The sequence below is a fragment of the Mesorhizobium sp. WSM4845 genome (assembly GCF_055811455.1).
This window is the reverse complement of record NZ_JBVVQA010000034.1, coordinates 39,243-65,576: the sequence shown is the minus strand read 5'-3', so window position 1 is coordinate 65,576 and position 26,334 is coordinate 39,243. Positions and strand designations below refer to the sequence as shown.

The window sequence follows — 26,334 nt, the reverse complement described above, 5'->3', positions numbered from 1 at the left end:
GCGGGTTTATCCAGGCGCCAAAGACCATTCGGCTACACTTTCCGGACGTCTGCCTTTTGAGATGCGAATCGAAAAGGACGGGAGCGGGCTCATACGCTCTGGCATCCGGCTGAATGCCGCTTCCGAGGCGGCGGCCGAAAGGCCGGTCAGGGTCATGACTTCCGGTACGGCTGAACGTCGGCGTTGGAGACGCCATATCGCGGTTCCAAACCAGGACCGTTCCGTCCTTACGCTGCCTGCACGTTTTTCGAGATCCGCGCCCACTCCGGAATCCAGTCGCGGTGCGCGGCGAGCAGGTCGTCGACCAGCGACCAGATCTGGTCGAGATCGAGCTCGGCGGCGGTATGCGGATCCATCATCGCCGCGTGATAAAGATGCTCGCGGTTTTCCGTCATCAAGGCCGCGACAGTCAGTTCCTGCACATTGACATTGGTGCGGATGAGCGCCGTCAGTTGCGGCGGCAAGGTGCCGATGAAGGTCGGCTGGATGCCGGACGCATCGACCAGGCACGGCACTTCGGCCGCGCAATTTTCCGGCAGCGAGGTGATGCAGCCATTGTTGCGGACATTGCCGTAAATAACCGAGGGCTCGCCGGTCCAGACCGAGTTCATGATCGAGGAAGCATATTCATGGCTCTCCTCGATCTCGATGTTCTCGGCGCTCCGGTAGGCGGCCGCCTGCCCTTTCCACCGCTCGATCTGCTCGATGCAGCGCTTGGGATATTCATCGAGCGGAATGCCGAATTTCTCGATCAGATCGGGCCTGCCGTCCTTGATGAAATAGGGCGTGTATTCGGCGAAATGCTCCGAGCTTTCGGTGACGAAATAGCCGAGGCGGGTCAGCACCTCGTAACGCACCTTGTTCGGGCAGCGCGGATTCCAGTGGCTGGGTTTCGGAAATCGCCCGTCGCGGTAGCCGCGCACGAGATCCGGATAAAGGTCGCGGTAGCTGCCATCGGCCTGCCGATGCTCGAATTTCAGGTAGAAGGCCATGTGGTTGATGCCGGCGGCACGGTAACGGATTTCCTCGAGCGGGATTTCGAGATCTCGGGCGAGCTCGAAAGCCGTTCCCTGCACCGAATGGCAGAGACCGACCTGCTTGATGAGCGGATACTTTTCCGCAATCGCCCAGGTGTTGATCGCCATCGGGTTGACGTATTGCAGGAGGATTGCGTCGGGGCAGATTGCCATCATGTCTTCGCAGATTTTCCAGAGGTGCGGAACGGTGCGCAAACCCCGCATGATGCCGCCAACGCCGAGCGTATCGGCGATCGTCTGGCGCAGGCCGTATTTCTTCGGCACCTCGAAATCAGTGACCGTGCAGGGCTCGTAGCCGCCGATCTGGAAGGCAACGACGACGAAGTCCGCGCCTTCCAGGGCCTTGCGCTGGCTGGATGCGTCTCGATCGTCGCCGCAGAGCCAAGCGTCTTGACCAGCTTTCCGGCGACGATCTCGCTTTCTTCCAGGCGCTGCGGATTGACGTCCATCAGCGCGATGGTAGCGCCCGAAAGAGACGGCCGCTGCAGCACATCGCCGATGACATTCTTCATGAAGACGGTGGAACCGGCCCCGATGAACGTGATTTTGGGTTGTCTCGTCATGAATTGCGCCTCTTGTCTGCGATTTACGCGGCTACCTCGAACGCGGCCCTGACGAGCCGTTCAGTGTAGGCGGTCCTCGGATGGGAAAGAACCTCGTCGACGGGTCCCTCCTCGACGATTTTACCGTGCTGCACCACCACGACCCGATGACAGAGCGCGCGTACGACCTTGAGATCGTGGGAAATGAAGAGGTAGCTCAGTCCGCGCTCGTCCTGCAGCTTGCGCAGGAGGTCGATGATCTAGGCTTGAACGGAGAGATCGAGCGCCGATGTCGGCTCGTCGAGCAGGATGAATTCCGGCTCGAGTGCGATTGCCCGCGCAATAGCGATGCGCTGGCGCTGGCCACCGGAAAACTCGTGCGGAAAGCGCGACAGGATGTTGTGCGAAAGCCCGGCGCTGACAAGCGCCTGCTCCACGCGCTGCAACCGATCACTTTTGTCGTCGCCGAGCCGATTGACGATCAGCCCCTCCTCGATGATCTGGCCGACCGACATGCGCGGATTGAGCGAGGAGAGCGGATCCTGAAAGACGACCTGCATGCGCGATCTGAGCGGCCGCATCTGGTCACGTGTCCTTGCGTGGATCGGTTCGCCGTCGAAGAAGATTTCGCCGCCGTCGGCCGTCAGAAGCTTCACCAGCGCCTGCCCGAACGTCGTCTTGCCGGACCCGGATTCGCCGACCAGCCCCAGCGTTTCGTACCGGTGAAGCTTTAGGCTGAGGCTGTCGACGGCGACGAGTTCCTTGAGCCGCGGCTTGAAGAACCCACCATGCTTCAGCATGAACGACACCCGCACATTGCTGCCCTCGAGAATGACGGCTGAGTCCACCGGCGTCGGATTGGCCATGCCCTTTGGTTCGGACGCCAGAAGATGGCGTGTATAGGGATGCTGCGGGTTCTTGAAGAGCGCTTCAGTGGTGTTGTGCTCCTTCACCTCGCCCTGGCTCATTACATAGACGTAGTCGGAAAACTGGCGAACGACCGTCAGATCGTGAGTGATCAGGATTACCGCCATACCGACCTTCTGCTGCAGATCACGGATGAGGTTGAGTATCTGCGCCTGCACGGTGACGTCGAGTGCCGTCGTGGGTTCGTCGGCGATGAGTACGTCCGGATTATTGGCGAGCGCCATGGCGATCATGACGCGCTGGCGCTGACCGCCTGAAAGCTGGTGCGGATATTGGTTGAAGCGGCTTTCCGGGTCCGGAATCTGCACCTGCCGCAACAGCTCCAGCGTACGCTCCGCTGCTTGCCTGCGGCTCATCTTCTGATGAACGCGGATCGCCTCGATGATCTGCGCGCCGACCGTGTAGACCGGATTGAGCGAACTCATCGGCTCCTGGAATATCATCGAAATGCGGTCGCCGCGCAGCGCCCGGCGCTGCCGGTCGGAGAATTTCAGCACATTTTTCCCATCATATTCGATCCGCGAGTGCACGGCCACGGCGGCGCGCTTGGTGAGCAAGCCCATGACCGTGCGCGCCGTCACCGACTTGCCGGAGCCGGATTCTCCCACCACAGCGATGGTCTCGCCGCGATAGAGCTGAAACGAGACATCCTTGACCGCGTCGACCGTCCCGCCTTCTACCTTGAAGGTCACCGCGACATTGCGGGCGTCGATGATCGGACTGCCGGTCCTCACCGCATGATCGTGACGTTCGTCCGGCGCCATCGAGGTCTTTTCCGTCAGAGCCATGGTGCCGGCCTTCTCAATAGGGATCGACGGCGTCGCGAAGACCATCGCCCAGCGCATTGAACGCAAAGACGGTGACCAGCACGAAACCCACGGGGGCAAGGATCCAGGGATAGGACCCAATGACGGAGTATGTCGCGGTATCCTGCAGCATCAGCCCCCAGGAGATCAGCGGCGGCTTCACCGCGAAACCGAGCAAGCCGAGGAAGGATTCAAGCAGCACGACATTGGGGATCGCCAGCGTGACGGCGACGATCACGTGGCTCATGACGTTGGGGAAAATATGCTGAAAGATGATCCGGCGGTCGGTTGCGCCGATCGCCATCGCCGCCCGCACATAGTCGATCCGCGCCAGCGCCAGCGTCTTGCCTCGAACTTCGCGCGACAGCTGTGCCCAGCCGAGCGCCGACATGACGACGATGACGAACGCGAGGAAGACATTGGTCGGCGCCGTCACCGGAATCAGCGAGGTGAGCGCGAGATAAAGCGGCAGTTGCGGAAAGGCGAGCACCAGTTCGACGAAGCGCTGTACCCATGCGTCAAACCTTCCGCCGAAATATCCGGACACCATGCCGACCGTCGTGCCGACTACCGTGATGATGAACACCACGGTCAGGGCGATCATCAGCGAAATGCGCGAGCCGTAGATGATGCGCGACAGCACATCGCGGCCGAATTTGTCGGTGCCGAGGAAATTGACCGGGCTTCCGTCGGTGGCGCCGAAGAAATGCCGCTGCGCCGGGATCAGTCCGAAAAGCCTGTATCCGAACCCTTTGACGAAAAAGCCGAGCGTCTGCGGGTTTTCGTAGTCGGGGCCTACGATCGGCTGGAACGTGACGGGGTCGAATTCATCTGTTTCACGAATCGGATAGCTGCGCGGCGGAAAGACGAAGTTCCCGCCCCGATCCGTCATGCTGATTGTCTGAGGCGGCGCGAAACCGACGCCGGTCAGCTTCGGATCGACGGGTGCGAAGAACTCCGCGAATATCGTCATGATCATCAGGAGGCAGACAAGGATCAGCCCTATCATGCCGGTCCAGGATCGCTTCAGACGGCGCCAGACAAGCGCGGTATAGGTTTCGTTGCCATTGCCTTTGGCCGGCAGCACGGAGGCGCAGATTATGGATTGGACGTCGGCTTTCATGCGTCGGTCCCTCCCCCAAGGCGAACCCGCGGGTCGAGCGCTGCAAGCAGCATGTCGGCGATGATGTTGCCGACGATCAGGGTCACCGACAGAACCAACATGAAGGTCGCCGTGACATAGACGTCGCCGATCCACATCGAGCCGACGATGGCCGGGCCGACCGTGGGCAGGGCGAAGATGATCGCGGTTTCGATCTCGCCGGTCAGCATGTAGGGCAGCACGACGCCCTGATACATGACGAGCGGATGCAGCGCGTTCGGCACAGCGTGGCGCATGACCACCGTGCGCTCGCTCAAGCCCTTGGCCCGAGCCGTTTCGACATATTGGGCGTTCAGCGTATCGAGAAGATTGCCCCGCATGACGCGCATGTTGTAGGCGAGCCCGCCCAAAGTGGCGATCGCGATGACCGGCCAGACATGCTTGACCAGATCGACGAACTTGCCCCACGACCAGGGCGCCCCGCCGTAGCGGGCGGAATGGAAACTGTTGATCTCAGTAACATTGAAGTGGAACACCAGGATATAGACGATGATCAGCGCCATCAGGAATCGCGGTACTGTCATGCCGAGAAACGAGATCCCCGACAGCACGCTGTCCACCCAGGAATATTGCCGGGTTGCCGCCAAAACGCCGAAGGTGATGCCGATCACCGAAGCCAGGATATGGCAGACGAGCGCCAGCGCCAGCGTACGGGGCAAACGTTCGCCGACCACATCGGCGACAGGCTTGTTGTAGAAGAGACTGTGGCCGAAATCGCCGCGGGTGACGATGCCGGTGATCCAGTTGACGTACTGGAGGGGCAAGGGCTTATCGAGGCCATGCGCGATCTTGTAGGCCTGCGCCTGGGCGTCGGCCTTTTCGAAGGATGCGCCACCCTGGTTGATCAGTTGCGAGCGCACATAGTCGCTGTAGTCGCCCGGCGGGGCCTGGATGATCGCGAACGTCACGACGCTCAGGACGAAGAGGACAGGAATCGCCGAGGCGATACGCACAAGCAGAAATCTGAACATGATCGTGTTTGCTTCTCTTGTGGCTCGTGGCGATCTGCTCCTTCACGAGGCGCGGTATCTCCACGGTTCAATTCGCGACCTCCCCTCCGGCGGATGCTCGCCGGAGGGAAATCGACTGCGGTCAGTTGATCGGACCGCCTTCACCGGGCTTGCCCGGAAGCTGCTCGGGGAACAGCTCGTAGTCGCCCTGCTTGTCGGCAGCGACGAAGACCCGTTCACGGATGATCGTGTCCTCCGCCCAATTGAACATGAAGATCGGCACGCCTTCCGGAATGTTGGAGAAGCGCTTGTTGATGATGAGCGCACCCGGATATTCTGTCAGGCCGATCGTATCGAGATTCGTCGTCGAGACCTTCTGGAACTGCTTCATCAGATCAGCCCGCTCGTCATTGTCGTTGCTGGAGATGAACTTGTTGACGACGTCCACGAGTTCCTGTTCGAACGGCATCAGATCGACCGTGCCGTCCGTTCCTGCCCTGTGATGCCAACTCGTGCGCGGACCGGTCGGGGCAAGCTGGGTCGTGTTCTGCACAACTGAGGTCTGTTCCTGCTCGTTGCGGCGAACAAGCCAGTCGAAGCGCCCGGCATACTGGGTTGCGTCGCGCTTCGCGCCATCGATTGTGTTGAGCACGACCTTGAGGCCAAGCTGTTCCATCTGGCCGACCAGACCTTCCGCGAGATTGCGATCGGTGCTGTAGTCGGAATTCACCAGAAGCACGATCTGTACGTCCGAGCCGCCAGCTGTACCGGCCGGAAAGTTGACGGCGCCGTTGCCGTCCGTGTCCTTCAACCCGACCTTCTCCAGCAGCGCCTTGGCGCCTTCCAGATCGAACGGGTAGTACACCGTCGAGGCGCGATCATAGAAGCTCGTGCCAGAGGAAATGCCGCCGGGATAGATCGCGGTGAAGGGTCCTTTGACGAGGGATTCGCCGAGTTTCTTGCGATCGATGGCCATGGTCACGGCCTTACGGAAATCGACGTTGCGGTTGAGCTCGCGTACGGCCTGCGCCCGCTCGTCCGGCTCGCCCCAGCCATTGGCTGAAAAGTTCATGCGCAGATTGTAGCCGATCAGCCGGGCGCCAAAGGCCAGCCGCGCGGGAGCCGTTTCCTGTGCGGCGCGCTTCAGCGATTCCACGAAATTTTCAGGTTGCTCCAGGTTCGAGATATCGCCGGACCCGGCGATCGCCTGCACGTCGCGATCGGCCCAAGTCGAAAGCTTGTAGTGCAGTTCGTTGAGATAGGGCAGCTGATTTCCCTCTTCGTCCACCTTCCAATAGTAAGGATTGCGGCGAAGCACGATGACGTCGTCCGAACGGTATTCGATAGGCACCCAGGCGCCCATGACGGGCATATTCAAGTATTCCGGCGGAAAGCCGTTCTTGTACTCGTCGTAGGTGGTGCCTGCATATTTCGGATGCTTGGTCTTCAAAATGTGCGAGGGGCCAGGGCAGAAGGTTCCATAGGCCATCGCATAGAGATGCTGGCGCGGGAACGCGTCCTTAAAAGTCCATTCGATCGTATATTTGTCTACCGCCTTCAGGGTGGTGCCTTCTCCGAACGTTTCCGGTGTTGCACCGTTCAGCGGCGAGACGTTCGGATCGACGACATTGTCGTCCCAATAGAACATCACGTCATCGGCGTCGAAGGGATCTCCGTCGGACCACTTTGCGCCTTCGATCAACTTCATCGTCAGTGTGTGGCCGTCTTCCGACCACTCCCAGCTCTGGGCAAGATTGGGCAGCGGCTCGACGTCTTTGGCATCGACCTGGAAGAGCGGCGCGGTGCGCGTCAGGCATTCGAACATCGCAATGTCAATGCCGCCCCAGCCTTGCGTCTGCCCGGCGCTGTAGTTCCAGCCTTCCGGCCGGCCGCCGACGACGTGGCGCATCGTGTCGCCATAGACGCCTATCCCGTCGGGCATGTTGCCTGTCTTGAAGACCATCGGCTCCTTCGGCAGCCGCTCGGCCAACGGAGGCAGTTTCCCGGTCTTGACGAATTTTTCGGTGACCCACTCCGGCTCGCGATACTCGGATAGCGCCTTGAATTCCAGAATTGAATCGCGCGGCACGTAATTGATCGTGCCTTGCGCCGGAAACGGCGGCTGTTCCGGCACGATCGTCGGCTCGGAGGCCACGGCCTGGATCGCGAACGCCGATACGCCGAACAGAAGCGCGGCGGCGGTTTTCATGCGGCCAAAAATGTTCATTGTCCTGGTTTCTCCCTTATGCTTCGGGCCCGCCGCGATGGCATGGCTCTCCTCCTACAAGCATCGAACGAAGCGGTATTCCGCTTTCTCAGAAGCGGTATTCCGCTTTCTCGGATGACAGTGCCGTGCTGCCCGAGCGCATTCGCCGAGGCACGATCCTGGCCGCCCGGTTTTCCGGAACATTGGCTTATCGCAACCAATGTCTCAGCCGGCCGCGCGCAATGCGTCCTTTTCGGCCCTGATCTCTTCGATCGAGCGAACCTCGCGGCGGGCGACGCCCTTCCATTCCCGCGTTTTTACCGTCGCGCGGCTCAGCCGCTCCTTGGCGCTGTCGATCGCATGGGCGAACTGCGGCAACCATTGCGCTTGCGCCACGACCATCTCGTCGACCATCTGCCAGACCTCTTCCGGCGTGCAGATGGCGCCAACCAGCGGATCGTGCAGCACGGCCAGTTTCAGGAGGTCGATGTCGCCGGAGATTGCCGCGTGGACGGACATGCGCTGGACATTAATCGACGAAATGCAGGTCGCGGCGCAGGCTTCCGGAAGCGTCATGCCGGCCACCATGTTGATGCCGAAGCGATCGACGAAACCAGGCGATTCGATGATTCGGACGGAAGATTGGTGATGACGCCTTCGTTCTGACGTTGAAGTGACCGCGATAGACCCGACCGGTCTCGAGCGCCTCCAGTATGTGGCTGGCGTGCTCGTTCGAGCGGCGCCCGGGATCGAAGGGCTTTCCCGCATCTTCGAGGAATTGCGGGAACTCGGTTTCGAACCAGTTCCGGGTTTCGGTCGAATAGCGCAGATAACCGCCGGTTTCGCCGTGGATCCAGTCCGACATATCGATCCACTTGGCAGTCTCCTCAGGCCGTTTGCGATACCAGGGCAGATATTCCGACAGGTGGCCGTTACTTTCGGTCGAATAGACGCCGAAGCGCTTCAACACGTCGATCCTGAGTTTCTCCTGCCGCGAGAAGACAGGATGCGCCTCGAAGGCGGCGACGAGCTCATCCCTGCCGACCTTGCGTCCCTTGACGCGAACGTCGACGAACCAGGTCTGGTGGTTGATGCCGGAGCAGACATAGTCGAGCTCGCCTTCCCCGGCGCCGAGGATCTCGGCAATCTGCTCGGCCCCATGCTGGACCCCATGGCAGAGACCGACCGTATCGACCTTGCCGAATTCGATCGCCGCCCAGGTGTTTATCGCCATCGGGTTGGCATAGTTCAGGAATTTCGCGCCTGGCTCGGCCAGTTCGCGAATGTCCTTGCAGAAATCCAGAATGACCGGGATGTTGCGCTGGCCGTAGAGAATGCCACCGGCGCAGATCGTATCGCCGACGCACTGGTCGACGCCATATTTCAAGGGGATGCGGATATCGTCGGCATAGGCGGCGAGACCTCCGACGCGCACACAGCTGATGATGTAGCGCGCGCCCTCGATCGCCTTGCGGCGGTCCGTCGTCGCGGTCACCCGTGCAGAAAGCTGGCTCGACTTGACGATCCGCAGGAGAATTGACTCGATCATCTTGAGATTGTGCTCGCTGATGTCGGTCAGTGCGAACTCGATCTCGCGTAGCTCCGGCACACACAAAATGTCCGTGAACAGCTTCTTGGTGAAACCGACGCTGCCCGCGCCAATGATTGCGATCTTAAATCTGCTCATTCGAAGGTTCTCCGCAAGCGGACTGGACCGATAGGTAAAATCGGTTCGTGGAAATCCGGTCCAGGCGTGTTATTCGGAAGACACGCAACCAAGCGGCGTGCAACCAGGATTTCATCCTCATCCCTTTTGTTTTTTGGTCAATATGCGTAAGATCACGTGCCTCCGGTAGGGCGTAGATGTGCTTTGTAGGGTAATTTTGTGCTGCAAAAACTCGTCGACCTTGGACCGGTGATGAAGATGATTTCCCTGCCGCGCGCTCGGCAGCGATTGCACACCATGCCGACGAGCACCGGCTACGACGTGAGAACGGATGCCGGCTACAGCTGGGATGGCCGCAGGCGCGGGCAGACGCCGTTCGCAGTGATGCAGCACACCATCAGCGGCACCGGAAACCTGCGTTACGGAACCAGGTCCTACCGTATCGCTCCGGGCGAGACGATGCTGTTGGTTGTTCCGCATTCGCACCGCTACTGGGTCGAAAAAGGCGGGCGCTGGGAGTTTTTCTGGATATCGATGCATGGGGCGGAAGCGTTGCGCATCCATAGAGAAGTCCTGGCAACGAAAGGACCGGTGTTCAGGCTTCGGGCAGCGACCGTCGATAATCTGGCCGACTGCGCCTACCGGCTGGTCAAAGGCGACGGCTCAACGCCGGCACGCGCCTCGGCAATTTCCTACGAGGCGGCCATGGCACTCTATGATGACGTGTTCGAACTGCACGGAAATGATGTGGCGGAGAATTCGGTAGTGCGTCAGGTGACTGACTATATCGGTGCGCATCTGCATCTGCCGTTGCCGGTCGATGAGCTGGCGCGGCTTTCCGGTCTCAGTCGCGCGCATTTCTCGCGTGTGTTCGCGGCGCATGAAGGTATTCCTCCGGCTGAGTTCGTCCTCAACCGACGCCTCGACCGCGCCGCAAAGCTACTGACCATGTCCGCCGACCTTCCGGTGAAGGATATTTCCGGCATGTGCGGCTTCGAAGATCCCAACTACTTCGCCAAGGTATTCCGACGTGGCTTCGGCGTCAGTCCGACAGAATTCAGAACCACTGGCATGTATGCAAGCGCCGGCTATCAGCAGGGGCAGATTTTGGACAGATGACAAATAGCGCTGACCTGTCATCCTTTGATGGCTGCTTTTAGCGCGAGAGAGACCGTCAACCTGGTCACTCGGACATCGGCTTTCAGGAGGCGGCAAAGCTGGCCTTGTAAGCAAAAGGCGTCCCGAAAGTCGCCTCTCAATAGCTTGATTCCCTTGAGAGAACTTGGAGCGGATGAAGCGATTCGAAAGCTCGACCCCAACCTTGGAAACGTCTATTTCTGCCAACGCCGCCTTATCCGAATCTTCGCTGCCAATCCGAGATGATCAAGACCAGAAAATGATGCAGGTTCTCTGGACCAGCGTGGCAGCTGAGCAGACGCAGCTTCCTGGCTTCTGCATATGGACCCTCTTGGGTAATTGATAATTGCGCCGTCATGTTCCAAAACAGGTCGGCAGACCCGCGAGGATGTTTTCGTGCGGGGTCGTCCACGGTCCTCAGGCGAGAATTCCAAAAGACGTTCAACAATGACCCAGCACGTACAAAATGCTCGAATTCTCATGTACAGCCACGACACGTTCGGGCTCGGCCACTTGCAGCGCTGCCGGACGATCGCGCATTCGCTGGTCGAGGATTTCCGCGGACTTCAGGTGCTTATCATTTCGGGTGCGACGATCGCTGGCGCCTTCGACTACCGCGCCCGTGTCGACTTCGTGAAGATCCCCAGCGTCATCAAGTTGCGCAACGGCGAATACACCTCGCTGGAAAAGGATATCGATCTGCATGAGACGCTAAGGATGCGCCAGTCGATCATCCGCCACACAGCCGAGACCTTCCGGCCGGATATCTTCATCGTCGACAAGGAACCGCTCGGCCTGCGCGGTGAGATCGAGGACACGCTGTCCTACCTCAAGACGCGGGGCACCACGCTCGTGCTTGGCCTGCGCGAGGTGATGGACGCGCCGCATCTGCTCGAAGCAGAGTGGGCACACAGGGATGTGATGCGCAAGATAGGCCTGTTCTACGACAAGGTCTGGGTCTATGGTCCGCCGGATTTCTACGATCCGCTGATCGGTTTGGACGTGCCGCCGGCTGTCAGGGCAAAGATGAAGTTCGTCGGTTTCCTGCAACGGAGCCTGCAGAAGAACGAGTTGCCCGGCCACCGGCCCGACGGCGATTATATCCTCGTTACCACCGGTGGCGGCGGTGACGGCGGCGACCTGGTCCACAGTGTCATCGATGCCTATCAGCAGGATCCGCAATTGCAGCATAGGGCGCTGATCGTGCTTGGGCCTTACATGCCGGCGCGCAAGCGCAACAAGCTGCTCAGGAAGGGGGCCAAGATCCCCTATATCAAGATCATCGAGTTCGACAACCGCATGGAAGATCTGATTGCCGGCGCCAAGGCGGTCGTGGCGATGGGCGGTTACAACACCTATTGCGAGATACTGTCTTTCGACAAGCCGGCGCTGATCGTGCCGCGCGTCAAGCCCCGCGAGGAACAACTGATCCGAGCACGGCGCGCAGCCGAACTCGGCCTCATCGAGATGCTTTTGCCGGAAGAAGCCGAGGATTCCCAGCGGTTTGCCAATGCGCTGGAGGTGCTGCCGGCCCGGCCCGGCCCATCGCAGAGCCATCCGCATCTGACGCTGGAAGGGCTGCCTCACATTTCTGAAATCGTCTCGGAACTGCTCGACCGGCGGGGCGGCCATCACCTTTCGGTCATTGAAGGCATGATCTGAGTTGCAACATCGCAAGATCGTCGTGGTTCTGAAGGGCTATCCGCGGCTGTCGGAAACCTTCATCGCGCAGGAACTGCTCGGTCTGGAGCGTGCGGGGTTCGACCTGATACTCTTCGCGCTCAGGCGGCCGACCGACGCAAAACGCCACCCCGTGCATGACGAGATCAAAGCGCCGGTCCATTATCTGCCGGAATATCTGCATGAAGAGCCGCTGCGCGTGGTTCGCTCGCTGTTTGCTTATCTGCTTCGGCCGGGCTTCTGGCGCGCGCTCGGATCGCTGGCTATCGACCTCGGCCGCGACTTTACGCGCAATCGCGCGCGCCGCTTCGGGCAAGCGCTCGTGCTGGCGGCCGAATGGCCGGAAGACGCGGGCTGGCTGCACGCACATTTCGCGCACACACCGGCATCGGTGACGCGCTATGCCAGCCAGCTTCGTGGCCTGCCCTGGAGCTGCTCGGCCCATGCCAAGGACATCTGGACTTCGGCGGACTGGGATCTGGCTGGCAAGCTTTCCTCGGCCCGCTGGACGGTCACTTGCACGAAAACCGGCTTCGACCGTCTGAAAAAACTCGCTAACGGCAACGCGTCTGTGCATCTGAGCTATCATGGGCTCGACCTTGATCGCTTCGGCAGTTTCGGCGAGGCGCGAAAACAGCATGACGGCTCGGCGCCGGACCAACCGGTTATCATTCTGAGTGTCGGGCGCGCCGTTGAAAAGAAAGGTTACGATACGTTGCTGGAGGCCCTTGCCCTCTTGCCTGGTGATTTGGCGTGGCGTTTCGAGCATATCGGCGGCGGCGAGGAACTGGAACGGTTCAAGGCGCTGGCGCAAAAGCTCGGCCTGGATGGCCGCGTCTTTTGGAAAGGCGCGCTTGCGCAGGAGGAGGTGCTTGAGCACTACCGCTGCGCCGACATCTTCGCCCTGGCCTGCAGGATCACTGCAAATGGCGACCGGGACGGTCTGCCGAATGTTCTGGTGGAGGCGGCTAGCCAGCGGCTTGCCTGCGTGTCGACCGATATTTCCGGCGTGCCGGAGCTTCTATCGCCGGATGAAACCGGGCTGCTGGTTCCGACGGAAAACCCGATTGCCCTGGCGCAGGCGCTGGAGCGCCTGATCCGTGATCCCGTGCTGCGCGCCCGCCTCGGCGACGCCGCAGAGCGGCGCGTGCGCGGTAATTTCGATCATTTGGCAAGCATTGGACAGCTCAAGGAACTGTTCGAGCGGGAGTGGCGGGCCGCCGAATGAAGCGGCTGCGGGCTTTCTTCTATGTCCAGCACCTGCTCGGCATCGGCCATCTCGCGCGCGCCAGCCGCATTGCGGCGGCTCTGGTCGATGACGGGTTTGACGTAACCGTCGTGACCGGCGGAGCGCCGATCGCGGGGTTTCCGGGAGTGGGTGTGAAATCTGTAACCCTGCCACCTGTCACCTCCGGTGATGAAGGATTTTCCGGACTTGTCGACCTGCAGGGCAAACCCATCGACGATGATTTCAAGAGATGGCGTTCAGAGATGCTGCTGCAGGCGTTCCGGGATTGCAGGCCTGATATCGTCATTGTCGAGGCGTTTCCATTTGGACGCCGGCAGATGCGTTTCGAACTCCTGCCGCTGATCGAGGCCATCGACGCGACGTCGCCCAGACCGCTGCTGGCGACGTCGGTCCGTGATATCCTTCAGGAGCGCGTCAAGCCGGGCCGAAACGAGGAAACGGTCGATCTGATCAACAGGCATTTCGACCTTGTCATGGTCCATGGCGATCCGGCTTTCGCAACCATCGACAAGACATTTCCACTGGCTGGGGCGATCAAGGCCGAGGTCACCTACACAGGGCTCGTTGCCGCTCCGCCATCGCCCGCGGCCTCCGAGCGCTTCGACGTTCTGGTGTCGGTTGGCGGCGGGGCTGCCGGAAAGAGCCTTGTCAGCTCCACCATCGCAGCGGCGCGGAATGCCAACAAAGCTTGGAAATGGTGTTTGATCACCGGCCCAAACCTGCCGAAAAACGAGTTTGACGCGATCGCACGCGATGCTTCGCCGGTCCTGTCCATCTTCCGGTTCCGCGAGGATTTCGCCAGCCTGCTGACCGGCGCCCGCCTGTCGGTCTCGCAGGCGGGTTACAACACGGTCTGCGATGTCCTGCGCGCGGGTTGTCGCTCTCTGCTCGTTCCATTTGCAGCCGGCGGGGAAACCGAACAGACGGTTCGCACCCTGAGGCTCGAAGAAATCGGTCTTGCAACGGTGCTGATGGAGAAGGACCTAACGCCTGAAGGTTTGGCGCAAGCGATCGAACAGGCGCTTGCGGGACCGACGCCAGCCGCGCATCGTCTCGATCTGGAGGGCGCGCATCGCTCGGCGCAAATTCTGCGCCGGCGGTATCGAACATGGTCCCTAAAAGTGGGGCCCGGTTTCGGAGAAGTTCATGATCAAAACAGACGATAGATGCTAACGCGCGTCGCGTCTGGCGAGGTTCGTGCGACGCGCTTCAACTCCTCGTTTATGCATGTCGTTGTCCCAAACCGGGCGAAATGCGTCACACAGTTCCAATCAGCATAAAGCGCGTATAATTTTTTGTCGGCAGTTCGCCGGAGAACCGCACCTCCCGTAACGCCGCCATTGCTTCGAAGGCTGCAAGCGAAGCCACGCAGTTGATGTGCGTCGGCTCGCTGAAATAATCGTTCGATTGCAGCAGTACAGTCGTGCCCCGCGGAAGCAGAGCAAGCCAGGCGCGCAGATCGGCTATGTGTTCGCAGCTCGTATTGACCATCAGGTCGGGCCGCCCGGCCGCATAGTCGAGTGCGTACATATCTGCCGTCAGTGCCCGGAAACGGTCGCCGGCTTCCCGGTTGAGGGTCCGGGCGACCGGCGCGACTTCGGGATCGATGTCGATGCTATCGACCGCCGCGATGTCGAAGCGAGCGTCGTTGAAAAGCATAGCCGGCAATACGCCGTACCATCCACCCAGAACCCATATGCGCCCGAACCGGCCGCCGCAGCTTTCGAACAGCCTGTCGAGCGCCCACATCTTGCAGGCGACCTGCTTGTGGTTGAAGGCGTTGGCGATATCGGCGTTCGGATGCCTGGTGATGACGCGCGCCAGCGCTGCCACCAGGGGGCAGTTGACATAGGCAGCAATTCCCCGCGTCAGGTCAAAGGCTTGCTCGTGCCAGTCCATGCCGGCATTGCGTGGTTGCGTGACATCCATCATATTCGTCTTGTAGGTTGGGATTTCGGGCGACACAACGCAATCTTGCCTCCCGGAAGGCTGTTGATTCGCGGACGTGATTATGCTGCAAGCCGCTTCGCCATTGCCCGGTGCCGGAGAGAGCCTGTTGCATCTGTCCGGATCAGCGGCGTCCATTCGCCAGCACCAGCCGCGCAGCTGCTGCCTCGTGCTGCTCGGCTATTCGCCGAAACCCTACCGAAGCCGCGAACCGTTTGGCCAGCCGCATTCTTCGATGATCAGCAATGCCGATGTCGTTGTTATCGATCATGCGCCGGAACTGGATCGCGCCGCCTCGCATGTTCCTTCCATCGTTGAGCGCAGGACAATCTCCGTGCGCTGCAGCTTCGAGCTTGTCTTTGGCGACGAAGAAATTGCCGATACGCCATTCGCCAGCAGTTGCTTTTACATCCTGCATCGTTCCAACTGAAGGGTCCACAGCCGCATATGGAACCCAGCCTAGCCCGCTATATCTGGACGCACACCAAGAAGCAGCAGCTCTGGATATTGATGATCGTCGTGCTTTCGATGATCCCGTATTTCATGTCCTTCGACCTGCCGAAGCTGATCATCAACGGCCCGATCCAAGGTAGCGGGTTCGAGCAACCGGGCGCGACCCAGCCATTCATGAGGCTACACTATAACCTGCCGTTCATCGGAGAGGTCCAGTTCTTCTCCGGTTTTCAGCTCGACCGCGTGGCGACGCTGTTTGCGCTGAGCCTTGTGTTCCTCTTGCTGGTCGTCATCAACGGCCTGTTCAAATTCTATATCAACACCTACAAGGGCCGCCTCGGCGAACGCATGCTGCGGCGTATCCGCTTCGATCTGGTCGATCGTGTGCTGCGGTTTCCGCCGTTTTACTTCAAGCGGGTGAAATCCGCCGAAGTGGCGACGATGGTGAAGGACGAGGTGGAGCCGCTGGGCGGCTTCATCGGCGATGCCTTCGTGCAGCCGGTGCTGCTCGGCGGCCAGGCGCTGACGGCCATGCTGTTCATCGTGGTCCAGAATTTCTGGCTCGGAATGATCGCGGCCGGGATCGTGGCGGTCCAGATCGTGCTCATCCCGCGAATGCGGCGGCGGCTGATCGTGCTCGGGCGCGAACGGCAGTTGACGGCGCGCGCGCTTTCGGGCCGGGTTGGCGAAATCGTCGACGGCATCGGCGCGGTTCACGTCCACGACACATCAAACTACGAGCGCGCCGACATAGCTGCCCGGCTCGGGCTCATCTTCAAGATCCGCTTCGATCTTTACCAATGGAAATTCATGGTGAAGTTTCTGAACAATTTTCTCGCGCAGCTCACGCCCTTTCTGTTTTACATGATCGGCGGGTATCTGGTCATCCAGGGGCGGCTGGACGTCGGTCAGCTCGTGGCCGTGATCGGCGCCTACAAGGACCTGCCCGGACCGATGAAGGAACTGATCGACTGGGATCAGGCGCGGCAGGATGTCCAGGTCAAATATCAGCAGGTCGTTGAACAATTCACCGTCGATCGGCTCATTGCGCCGAGGATCGGGGCATTGACGATCGACGATCCCGATCCGATGACCAAGCCCCTGTCGGCGATCGGTCTGTCGCTAGCAGATGATGGCGGTGCAATGCTCCTCGACCGTGTCTCCCTCAAGATCAAGCCGGGTGAGACGGTGGCGCTGCTCAGTACCGCAACAGGTGGAGCCGAGGCGCTTGCAGAAGCCTTCGCAAGGCTGAACTGGCCGGACAGCGGAAGGGTCGCTTCGGGCGCCGACGACTTGCTTGAACTCCCCGAAGCAGTGACCGGCCGGCGCATGTCCTATGCCTCGTCGGATGCTTTCCTGTTCCAGGCAAGCCTACGCGATAACCTGCTCTACGGGCTGAAGCATGCGCCGCTGACATCGGTGCCTTATGACGATGCTGCGGCAGACCAGCACCGCTGGAACATGCATGAGGCGCGCCTGTCGGGCAATCCGGATCTTGATATCCACAGCGACTGGATCAACTATGTTTCCGCCGGCGCTACCGGCCCGCACGACCTCTTTGAAGCCGTGCGCCGGGTACTCGACGCGGTTGTTCTATCGCGCGATATTCTGGATCTTGGCTTGCGCTCTTCGGCCGATCTCACGCGTCACTCCGAGCTTGCCCGGCGGATCGTCGAACTGCGTGCGGCGCTGCGAACCCGGCTGGAACACGAAGGGCTGAGCGGACTGGTGGTTCCTTTCGAACCGGGCGCCTACAACAAGGAAGCAACGATCGGCCAAAACCTGCTCTTCGGCGCTGCCGCCGGCCCCGAACTGGCCGACAGGGCTCTGGCGGCCAATCCCTATTTTGCTTCTGTTCTGAGGCAAGCCGGCCTCGACCGCACGCTCTACGAAATGGGCATGGAGATCGCCGAACAGGCGATCGAGCTGTTTGCCGACCTGCCGCCCGATCACCCGTTCTTCCAGCAGCTTGCCTTCATGAGCGCCGAGGAGATACCCACTTACGAAACCTTGCTGCAACGGCTCAAGAACCGTCCCCACGAGGCGGTTTCGGAGAGCGACCGCGCCATGATCGTCACCTTGAGCTTTGCCTATATCGAGCCCCGGCACCGCTTCGGCCTGCTGAGCGACGAACTGATGAGCAAGATCGTCGCTGCACGCAACCTGTTCCATGAGAACCTGCCGCCCGAGCTGCAGAATGCCATCGAACGGTATGATCCTGCCAAATACATTGCCGCGGCCACCGTCATGGATAATGTCCTGTTCGGGCGTGTGGGCAACAACCATCCCGACGCGCCGGATCGCATACGCTCCATCGTCTATGACATTCTTGACGAACTTGGGCTTTATGCCGAACTTCTGGATGTCGGCCTGGACTTCAACGTCGGCTCCAGCGGCAGGCGGCTGACCAGTGGACAGCGACAGAAGCTCGATGTTGCCCGGGCCCTGCTCAAGCGTCCTGATTTTCTCATTCTCAACCGGCCGCTGTCGGCGCTCGACCAGCGCATGCAGGACAAGGTGCTGCGGAACGTGCTCGAGGAAGCGAGGCGCGACGGCCATTCGCCGGCAATTGTGTGGGTCGTGACGAATCCGGCGATGGCGATGATGTTCGATCGCGTTATCGTCTTCGACTCGGGTAAATTGGTGGAAGACGGAACACCCGAGACACTTTTGGCAGGGAACGGTACATTCAAGGGACTGTTGTCATAGAGCAGCGGACATTCAGATGGGATCATTCTGCCGGTGGGAATTTACTGCAAGGTCAAGGGATTCGACGACGGGCGCAGCGAGGCCACATCCCGCCGAAACCCGAAGGGTTTGCCGCAGATTCATCCGGCTCTTCGAGTTTCCGGTTGGCGGACGCCATTGCCAGGCGGCATCGCCCGATCGCACGACATCGGGCTCGCCACCTTTTGCGCGGCTCGTCTCGCCATCCCGGAAACAGAATTCATTCCATCTGGGCGTCCATTGCTCTAGTCTGGCAAACGCGAATTTTGGGAAGGTTTGCGACAATGCTGCTCAAGGATGAAGTTGCAATGCTGCAACGAGTTCCCTTGTTCTCTGCCATCGACCCGACAAAGCTCAAGCTGCTTGCGTTCACATCCGATCGTGTGAGCTACAGCGCCGGCCAGATCCTTTTCCGGCAGGGCGACGAGGGAGACGCCGCCTATGTCATCCTTTCAGGCACGGCGGATATTCTGGTCGATTCCGACAGCGGACCGATAAAAGTTGCCGAACTGGAGCCAAATTCGATTGTTGGCGAGATCGCCATATTGTGCAACAGCTCTCGCACCGCCACCGTCAGAGCGGCAAGTCCGCTGGAAGTCTTGAGGATCCGCAAGGATCATTTCCTGAGGCTTATGAGGGAGTTCCCGGAAATGACCATCGAGATATTGCGGGTTCTTGCCGATCGCCTAAGCCATACGACCGCGGATCTGATCGACGCAAGAAGCACCAAATAACGGATGACGTGCGCTCGATCCTCGCCGTCGCGATGGCACTGGCCTCTTGCTGAGAAGGTTACCCCGGAGAAAACCTGTCTCGCCTAGCAGCAGTTGTTTGGCTACGATGGGCGACGGGGACTGGGAAGGGGTAGCATGGACTACGAAGTTTTCCTGGTCAGGTTTTGGGGCGTGCGCGGCAGCACTCCGGTGTCAGGGCCAGAATTCTCTCGCTATGGCGGCAACACGAGCTGCATTGAGATGCGATGCGGCAAGCATACGCTTCTATTCGACGCGGGCTCTGGCCTACGGCCTGCCGGCGCCGCGCTACGGGCGTCAGGCGTGACCGATTTCGACCTGTTTTTCACCCATTGCCATTACGATCACATCATCGGGCTGCCGTTTTTTGCGCCGATCTATGACCGGAGCGTCAAGCTTACGCTTTGGTCCGGGCATCTTGCAGGACGCATGACGACCCGGCAGATGGTCGATGAGTTCATGCGGCCGCCGTGGTTTCCGGTGAAACTGGAGATCTGCAAGGCAAGCCTCGACTGCCGCGATTTCGTATCCGGAGACGTGCTTCGCCCGCGCGAAGGGGTGGTGGTCCGAACCGGCAGTCTTATCCATCCGGGCGGCTGCATAGGCTACCGGGTCGAATGGGGCGGCCGGGTCGTGGCGGTGATCACAGACACCGAGCACGAGCCGGACAAACTCGATCAGGCGGTGCTCGCCCTGATCGAAGATGCCGACCTCGTCATTTACGATTGCACCTACACCGACCAGGAAATGAAACGCCGCCGCGGTAACGGGCACTCGACGTGGCAACAGGGCGTCAAGCTCTGTGAGGCGGCCGGTGCGCGACGGCTTGCGCTGTTTCACCACGATCCGACACGCACCGACGAGCAACTGGACGAGATCGAGCAACTGGCCAAAGACAGGTTTGCCGGCGCTTTTGCCGCTCGGGATGGCCAGACGCTCGAATTTCCGGGCTCGTTGCACAAAAAGCGCTGAGCTATTTTCCTCTACTGGCGCTGCGCCCGATCAATGTCCCGATCGGAAGCCATGCGCAGGCTTCAGTCTGTGAGGTGACTGTGAACAGCCGTTCGAGGAACAGCCAGGCCGATTCATCATGTACGAGATGGTGGGTAAGCAGGCCGACCGGTTCGCCGCCGTCGATTGCACGCTGCAATTGCGCGATGATAGCCTGAACCAATAGGCCATGATCGCGGCAGCCGCGCGTGCCATGCCAATCCATGATGTCGACATTGCTGTTGATGACCGCCAGTGGAACCGGCTTCGGCGGCCCATAGACCGACAATGCCACAAATCCTATCGATCCAAGATGGGATACCAAGCCGGCGTCGATCCTGTTCCAGGGTGGCACCAGCATCGGAACGGCACGTGCGCCGTGCAGGCCGGTTATATGCGACAGCCCGCGAGCCAGGTCATCGAGCACCGCCTCGCGTGGCCGATGCGCGCCGAGCTCCTGCTTTTTCTGGTCCTCGGGCGCATGATTTCGGTGCGCCCAGCCGTGGATGGCGACCGCGGCATGCGGCGCCTCGTCAAGCCGGGCGACAAGCTTCTCATCAGTCAGGGCCGGAATGACGGCCAGAGTGACCGGAACCGCGAATTCACCGGTGAGGTCGAGCAGCCGATCGAGCGCAGGCGTCGGATCCACGGCGTCATCGTCACGCAGCCAGAACTCTGCCTTACGGTCCGCCCGTTGCCGGCACGCCAGTTCTTCCACCAAGGGCTGCCAGATCCGATCGGATGTCATGAGACCGGGATCTTCGCAAGAAGTTCGGCCAGACGCCCCGCTGCAACACCGAGGGAGCGTTCTTCGAGGATGAAACGTCTGGCTTCCGCGGCCATGATGGTTCTTTCGTCGTCACGGGCCAGAAGCCTTTCAATGGCAGAAGCGAACGCCGCCACATCGCCCGGCGGGGTGAGAAACCCGGTCTGGCCATCCCGCACGACCTCCGGCACGCCGGCGATGTCCTGAGCCACCACCGGAAGGCCGGCGGCCTGTGCTTCAAGATAGGCAACGCCATAGGCCTCGCCGTAACCCGGCCAGACGTAAATTCCCCCACTGTAGAGGACATCCGGCACGGCGGCCGGCTCAATCGCGCCAAGCCATACGATACGGTCGGCGGGCAAGCCGGCGAATTGCGCTTTGACCTCGTCACGGGCAGGCCCATCCCCGACGACCGACATGGTCCAGGGCAGGTGGCCGATCGGACCGAGCGCCTGCGCCAGCATGCGATAGCTTTCGACTTTGTCGCCCGGGCGCATCATGGCGACGGTAACGAGGCGCGTCGGACAACCCCGTGCCGGCATTTCCCCGAATGCCGATGTGTCGATGAAGGGCGAAAGCAGACCGAGAGCGGCGTCGGGAATCGCATCTGCCAGCCCCTGACGATCCCTTTGCGTGAAGCAGATGTTCAGCGCTGCCTGTTCGACGGCTCGCGCCACCAACGCCTGCGTGTCGGCCCACAAACCGGCGTTGCGCCGCCTCGAATAGGAGGCTTCCGCTGTCACACAGGGGATAGCAAAGGCCGACGCCAGTTCGGGTCCGATCAGGTCGGGCGCCTTGTAATAGGGATGATAGGAGAACCAGAGATCGGGCTTGCCGTCACGATCCCAAACCTTTGTCAGCCGCGCGGCTTCCTCTCGGGCTTCGATCTTGAGCGCATCGAAAATTTTCGGAACCGGTTCGCGTAGATAGAAGCGCAATTCGGATGCCAGTTCGACGCTATGCCCTGCATGCTCCAGCGCCTTGACCAGCGTCCGTGCCATCTGGCGGTCGCCGGAGGCAACGGGATGATTGGGCGACTTCAGCGGCGCGTAGAAGGCAATTCGCATCGCCCGACCCTATCATCGGAAAGCCTGCGCAAGTCAATTTCGAAGCATGATCGACTCACTTTCAAGCAGTGGAATGTGGTATCTAATGCTCATGGAAACAGCTGCAGCGTCCGATCCGTTTGTCGCTTCTTTGCCGGTCTTCGCAAGGTTCGAAAGCGTTGCCGATATCGATAACTATCGGCCTCTCCCGGATGGCTGGGCGCTGGCCACCGCCGACATCGTCGGCTCGACCAAGGCGATCGACGCTGGGCGCTATAAAACCGTCAATATGGCCGGCGCCAGCGTTATCTCGGCGCTGCTCAATGCGCTGGGTCGGCGAGATCTTCCCTTTGTCTTCGGCGGCGACGGCGCGCTCGTGGCGTTTCCCGGCTCGGCACTGGAGATCACCCGCAACGCGCTGGCCGCTGTCCAGAGATGGGTGGCGGACGAACTGGACCTGACCTTGCGTGCCGCAATCGTGCCGATAGAGGATATAAGAGCGCAAGGCCTCGACGTTCGCGTGGCGAGGTTCCGGGCCTCCGAAGCGGTCTTCTATGCCATGTTCGCGGGCGGTGGCGGCAGTTGGGCGGAAGCCGAGATGAAAGCGGGGCGCTACCGCATCGATCCTGCGCCAGCCGGCACACGGCCGGATCTTACCGGCCTCTCCTGCCGCTGGAACCCGATCGACGCCCGGCATGGCGAAATCGTCTCGATCATAGCCATCCCGGGGGCGTCGCGCGACTTGCGCGGTTTTCAGTCTTTGGCTTCCGACATCATCGCCCTTGCCGGGGGGCAGGAACGCGATGGCCACCCGTTGCCGGTGAACGGTCCGGCCTACAGTTTTTCGCCCGCCGGCCTCGATATCGAGGCGCGGGCCATGGCGCCGGCAGGATGGCGGTGGCTGTCGAAGCTGTGGATATTGTTCCAGCTGACGCTTACGGCTGTCACCGATAGATATGGCTGGACGATCGGCAGCTTCGATCCGAAGATCTACAAACGCGACGTGGCCAGCAATTCGGATTTCCGGAAGTTCGACGACGGCTTGAAGATGACAATCGACGTTGACGCGGACGTGTTGCAACGGATCGAGAACCGGCTGAAACAGGCGGAAGAGGCGGGCATCTGCAACTATGGCCTGCACCGCCAGAAATCGGCCTTGATGACATGCCTCGTCGCCTCGCCACTGCAGCGCGATCACGTTCATTTCATCGATGGCGCCGCCGGCGGCTATGCGATGGCCGCCGCAAGCCTGAAGGCGAAGGTGCCGGTCTGACGACAGCTTGCGGAAATCGATTTTCCGCAATATGCCTCGGGGTTCTTGGGGAACCAGGTGAGCCTCGCCATGGGCGCGGACGGCCTGTCCGAATTGACGGAAAGCAGATTTTTGGACGCCTCACGATCGACATATGACCGTCTTCTGAACCTGATTTCGACGCGCGCCGCGCAAGTCGGCGTGATCGGGCTGGGCTATGTCGGGTTGCCGCTGGCAGTTGCGATCGCACGCGCCGGCTTCCCGGTTTCCGGCTTCGACATCGAAGCCCAGAAGGTCGAGAGCCTGAACAACGGCCAATCCTACATTGAGGCGGTGACGCCGACAGCCCTTGCCGGCCAGGTGGCGAGCGGACGGTTCCGCGGCACTGCGGATTTTGCCGAACTGGCCGTCTGCGATGTCATCATCATCTGCGTTCCGACACCGCTGACGAAAAACCGTGAGCCGGACCTCTCCTTTGTCAGGAACACGGCAGGCACCGTAGCGAAGCATCTGCGTCTCGGCCAGCTGATCGTGCTGGAATCGACCACCTATCCCGGCACCACCGACGACGTGATCAAGCCGATACTGGAAGAAACCGGCTTGCAGTCCAAGATAGACTTCTTCCTCGGTTTCTCGCCCGAACGCGAGGATCCCGGCAACCGCAGCTTTGAAGTCGCGACGATCCCCAAGGTCGTGGCAGGCGACGGCATTGAAGCGGCGACACTCGTGCAGGCTTTCTACCAGGGCGTGGTCAAAACCGTCGTTCCGGTTTCCACCACGGCGACCGCCGAGGCGGTCAAGCTGACGGAAAACATCTTCCGCTCGGTCAACATAGCCCTGGTCAACGAGTTGAAGGTCGTGCTCGGTGCGATGGGCATCGACATCTGGGAGGTGATCGAGGCGGCAAAGAGCAAGCCCTTCGGCTACATGCCTTTTTATCCTGGCCCCGGACTTGGCGGGCACTGCGTTCCGATCGATCCCTTCTACCTGACGTGGAAGGCGCGCGAATACGAAATGCCGACCCGCTTCATCGAACTGGCGGCAGAGATCAACACGGCCATGCCGCGTCATGTGATCGATGAACTGGCGAAGGCGCTGGACCGGCGCTGCGGCAAGGCGCTCAGCCGCTCGCGCATTCTCATCATCGGGCTCGCCTACAAGAAGAATGTGCCCGACATCCGCGAAAGCCCCTCGTTGCGGCTCATTGAACTCATCGAGGAATGGGGCGGCAAGGCGGAATTTCACGATTCGCATGTTTCCGAGATCCCGACGACACGGGAGCATATGACGATCAAGGGGCGGCGCTCGGTCGAATTGACCGAGGCGGCATTGAAGGATTTCGATGCTGTCGTCATTGCAACCGACCACGACGCGATCGACTATCAGGCGATCGCTGATCACGCTCTTCTGATCATCGACACACGCAATGTTTTTGGCCGCCTCGGGCTGGCCCGAGAGACGGTGGTGAAGGCCTGACCGCGACTGAGCCGGCGATTTTTTTGCCTGATGTCAGGATCGTGATTGCACTCCCCCGGCAGCCTCGCCACATAATGCCCCTCGCCGGCTTTTGCCCAAAGCCGGCTTCATTGATTTCGGGGGTCTTGTCCCTGGGGTCGTTAGCGGAGCGTGTTGGGGCGGATCAAAGGAGAATGGCTCGTCTTCGACGGGTCTCAAGACAGCATGAGCACAGCGCAAGCAGAAATTTCCAGCATTCTCATGGACAAGGTTGCCGATTGGCTCACCCAATCGGCGCTGGCGGGCGACGCCCTGGAAACATTGGTAAAGGGTTTTTGTGAACGGCTGGCTGCTGCCGGCCTGCCGCTGAAGCGGGTGCATTTGAGCTTTTCGATGCTTCATCCGCTTTATGACGCGCTTGGCTTCACCTGGCTTCGCGGCCAGGGCATGGAAGTGGAAGGCTTCCGCAAAGAGGACGGCGCTCATTCTGACAGATTCCTGACCAGCCCATACTACCATCTGCTCAGCAACAAGCTCGACCATCTGCGGCGCCGGCTCGACCCGTCGGTACCGTCGGAATTTCCTGTTTTCGATGACCTCAGGCTTATGGGCGTGACCGACTACATGGCATTCGTGCATCCCTTCAACGGCAATACCAGTCAGGGCATGCTCGGGTCCTGGTCGACCGACAGCGCTGCAGGCTTCAGCGACAGCATGATTTCAGCGCTGCTGCGCATCCAGAACCATCTCGCTATCGCAACGAAGATGGCGGTGCTCACCAAGCTGGCCGACAACATGATGACCACGTATCTCGGCGGCGACGCCGGCAGGCGCGTGCTGGACGGCCAGATCAAGCGCGGCGAGGGCGACACAATCCGGGCCGCACTGGTCATGGCCGATATGCGCGGCTCGACAAGGCTTGCCGAAACTTCCGGCCGCGAAATCTACATCGATACGCTGAACCAGTTCTTCGATGCCATTGCTGCACCTTTCAATCGCAGAGGCGGGCAGATCATGAGTTTCCTGGGGGATGGCTTCATTGCCGTCTTCCCTTGCGAAAGGCACCGCTCGCAGTCCGAGATCGCCTGCCAGGCTGCTCTTGCGGCAGCGCACAAGGCCACGGCGCGCATGAAAGATCTCAATCTGCGCAGAAAGGAGCAGGGATTGGGCGACATAAACTTTGGCATCGGCCTGCATGTCGGCAATGTGATGTACGGCAATGTCGGACTTACGGACCGGCTCACATTCTCTGTCTTCGGCTCGGCTGTAAACGAGGTCCAGCGCCTCCAGACCCTGACCAAGAAATATCCGCACAGCGTTCTCGCCAGCAAAGACTTCGCCAGCTATTGCGGCGCCAACAGCTGGCTGACGCTCGGCAACGAGGAACTGGCGGGCGTCAAACAGAAGCTGACGGTGCTTTCACCCGATCTGTCGGGTGCTCTCGCACTCGATGAAGACGGTGCGCTGGAGCCGATTCACGACCGAATATCCGACGCCGAGCAGGTCATGCTACTTCATCGCGATGCAGCGCGGCTGTCGGCGGCCGACCGGAGGAAGCTCCAGTAACCGCCACGATCTGATCCG

At 60.5% G+C, this 26,334-nt stretch carries 17 protein-coding genes and 3 pseudogenes; 11 read left to right on the top strand and 9 right to left on the bottom strand.

The genetic code is table 11. From position 1 onward, the window contains the following. Window positions 1-227 precede the first annotated feature (227 nt). From melA (AC0L2C_RS28685) to melA (AC0L2C_RS28660), 6 genes and pseudogenes are all read right to left on the bottom strand, one after another. Window positions 228-1,600, bottom strand: a pseudogene (melA, locus tag AC0L2C_RS28685) (alpha-galactosidase). A gap of 23 nt (window positions 1,601-1,623) precedes the next feature. After that, a pseudogene (locus tag AC0L2C_RS28680) lies at window positions 1,624-3,294 on the bottom strand (ABC transporter ATP-binding protein). Between the two features lie 13 nt (window positions 3,295-3,307). Continuing rightward, on the bottom strand, window positions 3,308-4,435 hold the full coding sequence (locus AC0L2C_RS28675; RefSeq protein WP_473525001.1) for an ABC transporter permease: 1,128 nt from the start codon (window positions 4,433-4,435) through the stop codon (window positions 3,308-3,310). Next, window positions 4,432-5,445, bottom strand: a complete 1,014-nt coding sequence (locus tag AC0L2C_RS28670) for an ABC transporter permease (RefSeq protein WP_091594700.1) — start codon at window positions 5,443-5,445, stop codon at window positions 4,432-4,434. The genes AC0L2C_RS28675 and AC0L2C_RS28670 overlap by 4 nt, the downstream gene beginning before the upstream one ends. Window positions 5,446-5,566: 121 nt before the next feature. After that, window positions 5,567-7,651, bottom strand: coding sequence for an ABC transporter substrate-binding protein (locus AC0L2C_RS28665; RefSeq protein ID WP_473525000.1), 2,085 nt, complete (start codon window positions 7,649-7,651; stop codon window positions 5,567-5,569). A gap of 204 nt (window positions 7,652-7,855) precedes the next feature. Beyond that, window positions 7,856-9,317, bottom strand: a pseudogene (gene melA, locus AC0L2C_RS28660) (alpha-galactosidase). A 231-nt stretch (window positions 9,318-9,548) separates the two neighbouring features. On the opposite strand from melA (AC0L2C_RS28660), the gene AC0L2C_RS28655 reads away from it, so the two are divergent. The 4 genes from AC0L2C_RS28655 to AC0L2C_RS28640 all read left to right on the top strand — a co-directional run bounded on the left by AC0L2C_RS28655 (window position 9,549) and on the right by AC0L2C_RS28640 (window position 14,528). Continuing rightward, window positions 9,549-10,415 carry an AraC family ligand binding domain-containing protein gene (locus AC0L2C_RS28655; RefSeq protein WP_473525008.1) on the top strand — a complete coding sequence of 289 codons (867 nt, stop codon included), beginning with the start codon at window positions 9,549-9,551 and terminating at the stop codon, window positions 10,413-10,415. Between the two features lie 465 nt (window positions 10,416-10,880). Then, complete coding sequence (locus AC0L2C_RS28650; RefSeq protein ID WP_473524999.1) at window positions 10,881-12,095, top strand: glycosyltransferase family protein; 1,215 nt, start codon at window positions 10,881-10,883, stop codon at window positions 12,093-12,095. Window position 12,096: 1 nt separating this feature from the next. Further along, complete coding sequence (locus AC0L2C_RS28645) at window positions 12,097-13,341, top strand: glycosyltransferase (protein WP_023797957.1); 1,245 nt, start codon at window positions 12,097-12,099, stop codon at window positions 13,339-13,341. Beyond that, window positions 13,338-14,528: a glycosyltransferase family protein gene (locus AC0L2C_RS28640; RefSeq protein ID WP_473524998.1), complete on the top strand. Its 1,191-nt coding sequence runs from the start codon at window positions 13,338-13,340 to the stop codon at window positions 14,526-14,528. The genes AC0L2C_RS28645 and AC0L2C_RS28640 overlap by 4 nt, the downstream gene beginning before the upstream one ends. A 91-nt stretch (window positions 14,529-14,619) precedes the next feature. Here the strand turns inward: AC0L2C_RS28640 and AC0L2C_RS28635 are convergent, their stop codons facing one another. Then, on the bottom strand, window positions 14,620-15,291 hold the full coding sequence (locus tag AC0L2C_RS28635) for a class I SAM-dependent methyltransferase (protein ID WP_128168964.1): 672 nt from the start codon (window positions 15,289-15,291) through the stop codon (window positions 14,620-14,622). Between the two features lie 187 nt (window positions 15,292-15,478). Between AC0L2C_RS28635 and AC0L2C_RS28630 the strand changes: the two genes are divergently transcribed. From AC0L2C_RS28630 to AC0L2C_RS28615, 4 genes are all read left to right on the top strand, one after another. Beyond that, window positions 15,479-15,739 carry a hypothetical protein gene (locus AC0L2C_RS28630; RefSeq protein ID WP_473524997.1) on the top strand — a complete coding sequence of 87 codons (261 nt, stop codon included), beginning with the start codon at window positions 15,479-15,481 and terminating at the stop codon, window positions 15,737-15,739. A gap of 17 nt (window positions 15,740-15,756) precedes the next feature. Next, complete coding sequence (locus tag AC0L2C_RS28625; protein ID WP_473524996.1) at window positions 15,757-18,471, top strand: ABC transporter transmembrane domain-containing protein; 2,715 nt, start codon at window positions 15,757-15,759, stop codon at window positions 18,469-18,471. A gap of 302 nt (window positions 18,472-18,773) precedes the next feature. Beyond that, window positions 18,774-19,223, top strand: coding sequence for a cyclic nucleotide-binding domain-containing protein (locus tag AC0L2C_RS28620; RefSeq protein ID WP_473525007.1), 450 nt, complete (start codon window positions 18,774-18,776; stop codon window positions 19,221-19,223). Window positions 19,224-19,358: 135 nt separating this feature from the next. Then, complete coding sequence (locus tag AC0L2C_RS28615; protein WP_128168946.1) at window positions 19,359-20,213, top strand: MBL fold metallo-hydrolase; 855 nt, start codon at window positions 19,359-19,361, stop codon at window positions 20,211-20,213. 1 nt (window position 20,214) lies between these two features. On the opposite strand, the gene AC0L2C_RS28610 is transcribed toward AC0L2C_RS28615, so the two are convergent. Together AC0L2C_RS28610 and AC0L2C_RS28605 are read right to left on the bottom strand one after the other, a co-directional pair. Next, window positions 20,215-20,979 carry a polysaccharide deacetylase family protein gene (locus AC0L2C_RS28610; RefSeq protein ID WP_473524995.1) on the bottom strand — a complete coding sequence of 255 codons (765 nt, stop codon included), beginning with the start codon at window positions 20,977-20,979 and terminating at the stop codon, window positions 20,215-20,217. Beyond that, the gene (locus AC0L2C_RS28605; RefSeq protein ID WP_473524994.1) at window positions 20,976-22,064 is read right to left on the bottom strand and encodes a glycosyltransferase family 4 protein; all 1,089 of its coding nucleotides are present in this window, start codon (window positions 22,062-22,064) and stop codon (window positions 20,976-20,978) included. The genes AC0L2C_RS28610 and AC0L2C_RS28605 overlap by 4 nt, the downstream gene beginning before the upstream one ends. Before the next feature lie 73 nt (window positions 22,065-22,137). Here AC0L2C_RS28605 and AC0L2C_RS28600 point away from each other — a divergent pair, with 73 nt between their 5' ends. The 3 genes from AC0L2C_RS28600 (at window position 22,138) to AC0L2C_RS28590 (ending at window position 26,316) form a co-directional block, all read left to right on the top strand. Further along, window positions 22,138-23,316: a DUF3095 domain-containing protein gene (locus tag AC0L2C_RS28600; RefSeq protein ID WP_473524993.1), complete on the top strand. Its 1,179-nt coding sequence runs from the start codon at window positions 22,138-22,140 to the stop codon at window positions 23,314-23,316. 111 nt (window positions 23,317-23,427) lie between these two features. Beyond that, window positions 23,428-24,771 carry a nucleotide sugar dehydrogenase gene (locus AC0L2C_RS28595; protein ID WP_473525006.1) on the top strand — a complete coding sequence of 448 codons (1,344 nt, stop codon included), beginning with the start codon at window positions 23,428-23,430 and terminating at the stop codon, window positions 24,769-24,771. 204 nt (window positions 24,772-24,975) lie between these two features. Continuing rightward, window positions 24,976-26,316, top strand: a complete 1,341-nt coding sequence (locus AC0L2C_RS28590) for an adenylate/guanylate cyclase domain-containing protein (protein WP_473524992.1) — start codon at window positions 24,976-24,978, stop codon at window positions 26,314-26,316. Window positions 26,317-26,334 lie beyond the last annotated feature (18 nt).

Excerpts from the sequence above, each read along its gene's own strand:
- AC0L2C_RS28650 (WP_473524999.1), top strand. The coding sequence starts at position 10,881 with ATGACCCAGCACGTACAAAATGCTCGAATTCTCATGTACAGCCACGAC.
- AC0L2C_RS28665 (WP_473525000.1), bottom strand. The coding sequence starts at position 7,651 with ATGAACATTTTTGGCCGCATGAAAACCGCCGCCGCGCTTCTGTTCGGC.
- AC0L2C_RS28670 (WP_091594700.1), bottom strand. The coding sequence starts at position 5,445 with ATGTTCAGATTTCTGCTTGTGCGTATCGCCTCGGCGATTCCTGTCCTC.
- AC0L2C_RS28610 (WP_473524995.1), bottom strand. The coding sequence starts at position 20,979 with ATGACATCCGATCGGATCTGGCAGCCCTTGGTGGAAGAACTGGCGTGC.
- AC0L2C_RS28590 (WP_473524992.1), top strand. The coding sequence starts at position 24,976 with ATGAGCACAGCGCAAGCAGAAATTTCCAGCATTCTCATGGACAAGGTT.
- AC0L2C_RS28635 (WP_128168964.1), bottom strand. The coding sequence starts at position 15,291 with ATGGATGTCACGCAACCACGCAATGCCGGCATGGACTGGCACGAGCAA.
- AC0L2C_RS28620 (WP_473525007.1), top strand. The coding sequence starts at position 18,774 with ATGCTGCTCAAGGATGAAGTTGCAATGCTGCAACGAGTTCCCTTGTTC.
- AC0L2C_RS28675 (WP_473525001.1), bottom strand. The coding sequence starts at position 4,435 with ATGAAAGCCGACGTCCAATCCATAATCTGCGCCTCCGTGCTGCCGGCC.
- AC0L2C_RS28640 (WP_473524998.1), top strand. The coding sequence starts at position 13,338 with ATGAAGCGGCTGCGGGCTTTCTTCTATGTCCAGCACCTGCTCGGCATC.
- AC0L2C_RS28600 (WP_473524993.1), top strand. The coding sequence starts at position 22,138 with ATGTGGTATCTAATGCTCATGGAAACAGCTGCAGCGTCCGATCCGTTT.
- AC0L2C_RS28655 (WP_473525008.1), top strand. The coding sequence starts at position 9,549 with ATGAAGATGATTTCCCTGCCGCGCGCTCGGCAGCGATTGCACACCATG.
- AC0L2C_RS28605 (WP_473524994.1), bottom strand. The coding sequence starts at position 22,064 with ATGCGAATTGCCTTCTACGCGCCGCTGAAGTCGCCCAATCATCCCGTT.
- AC0L2C_RS28615 (WP_128168946.1), top strand. The coding sequence starts at position 19,359 with ATGGACTACGAAGTTTTCCTGGTCAGGTTTTGGGGCGTGCGCGGCAGC.
- AC0L2C_RS28625 (WP_473524996.1), top strand. The coding sequence starts at position 15,757 with ATGGAACCCAGCCTAGCCCGCTATATCTGGACGCACACCAAGAAGCAG.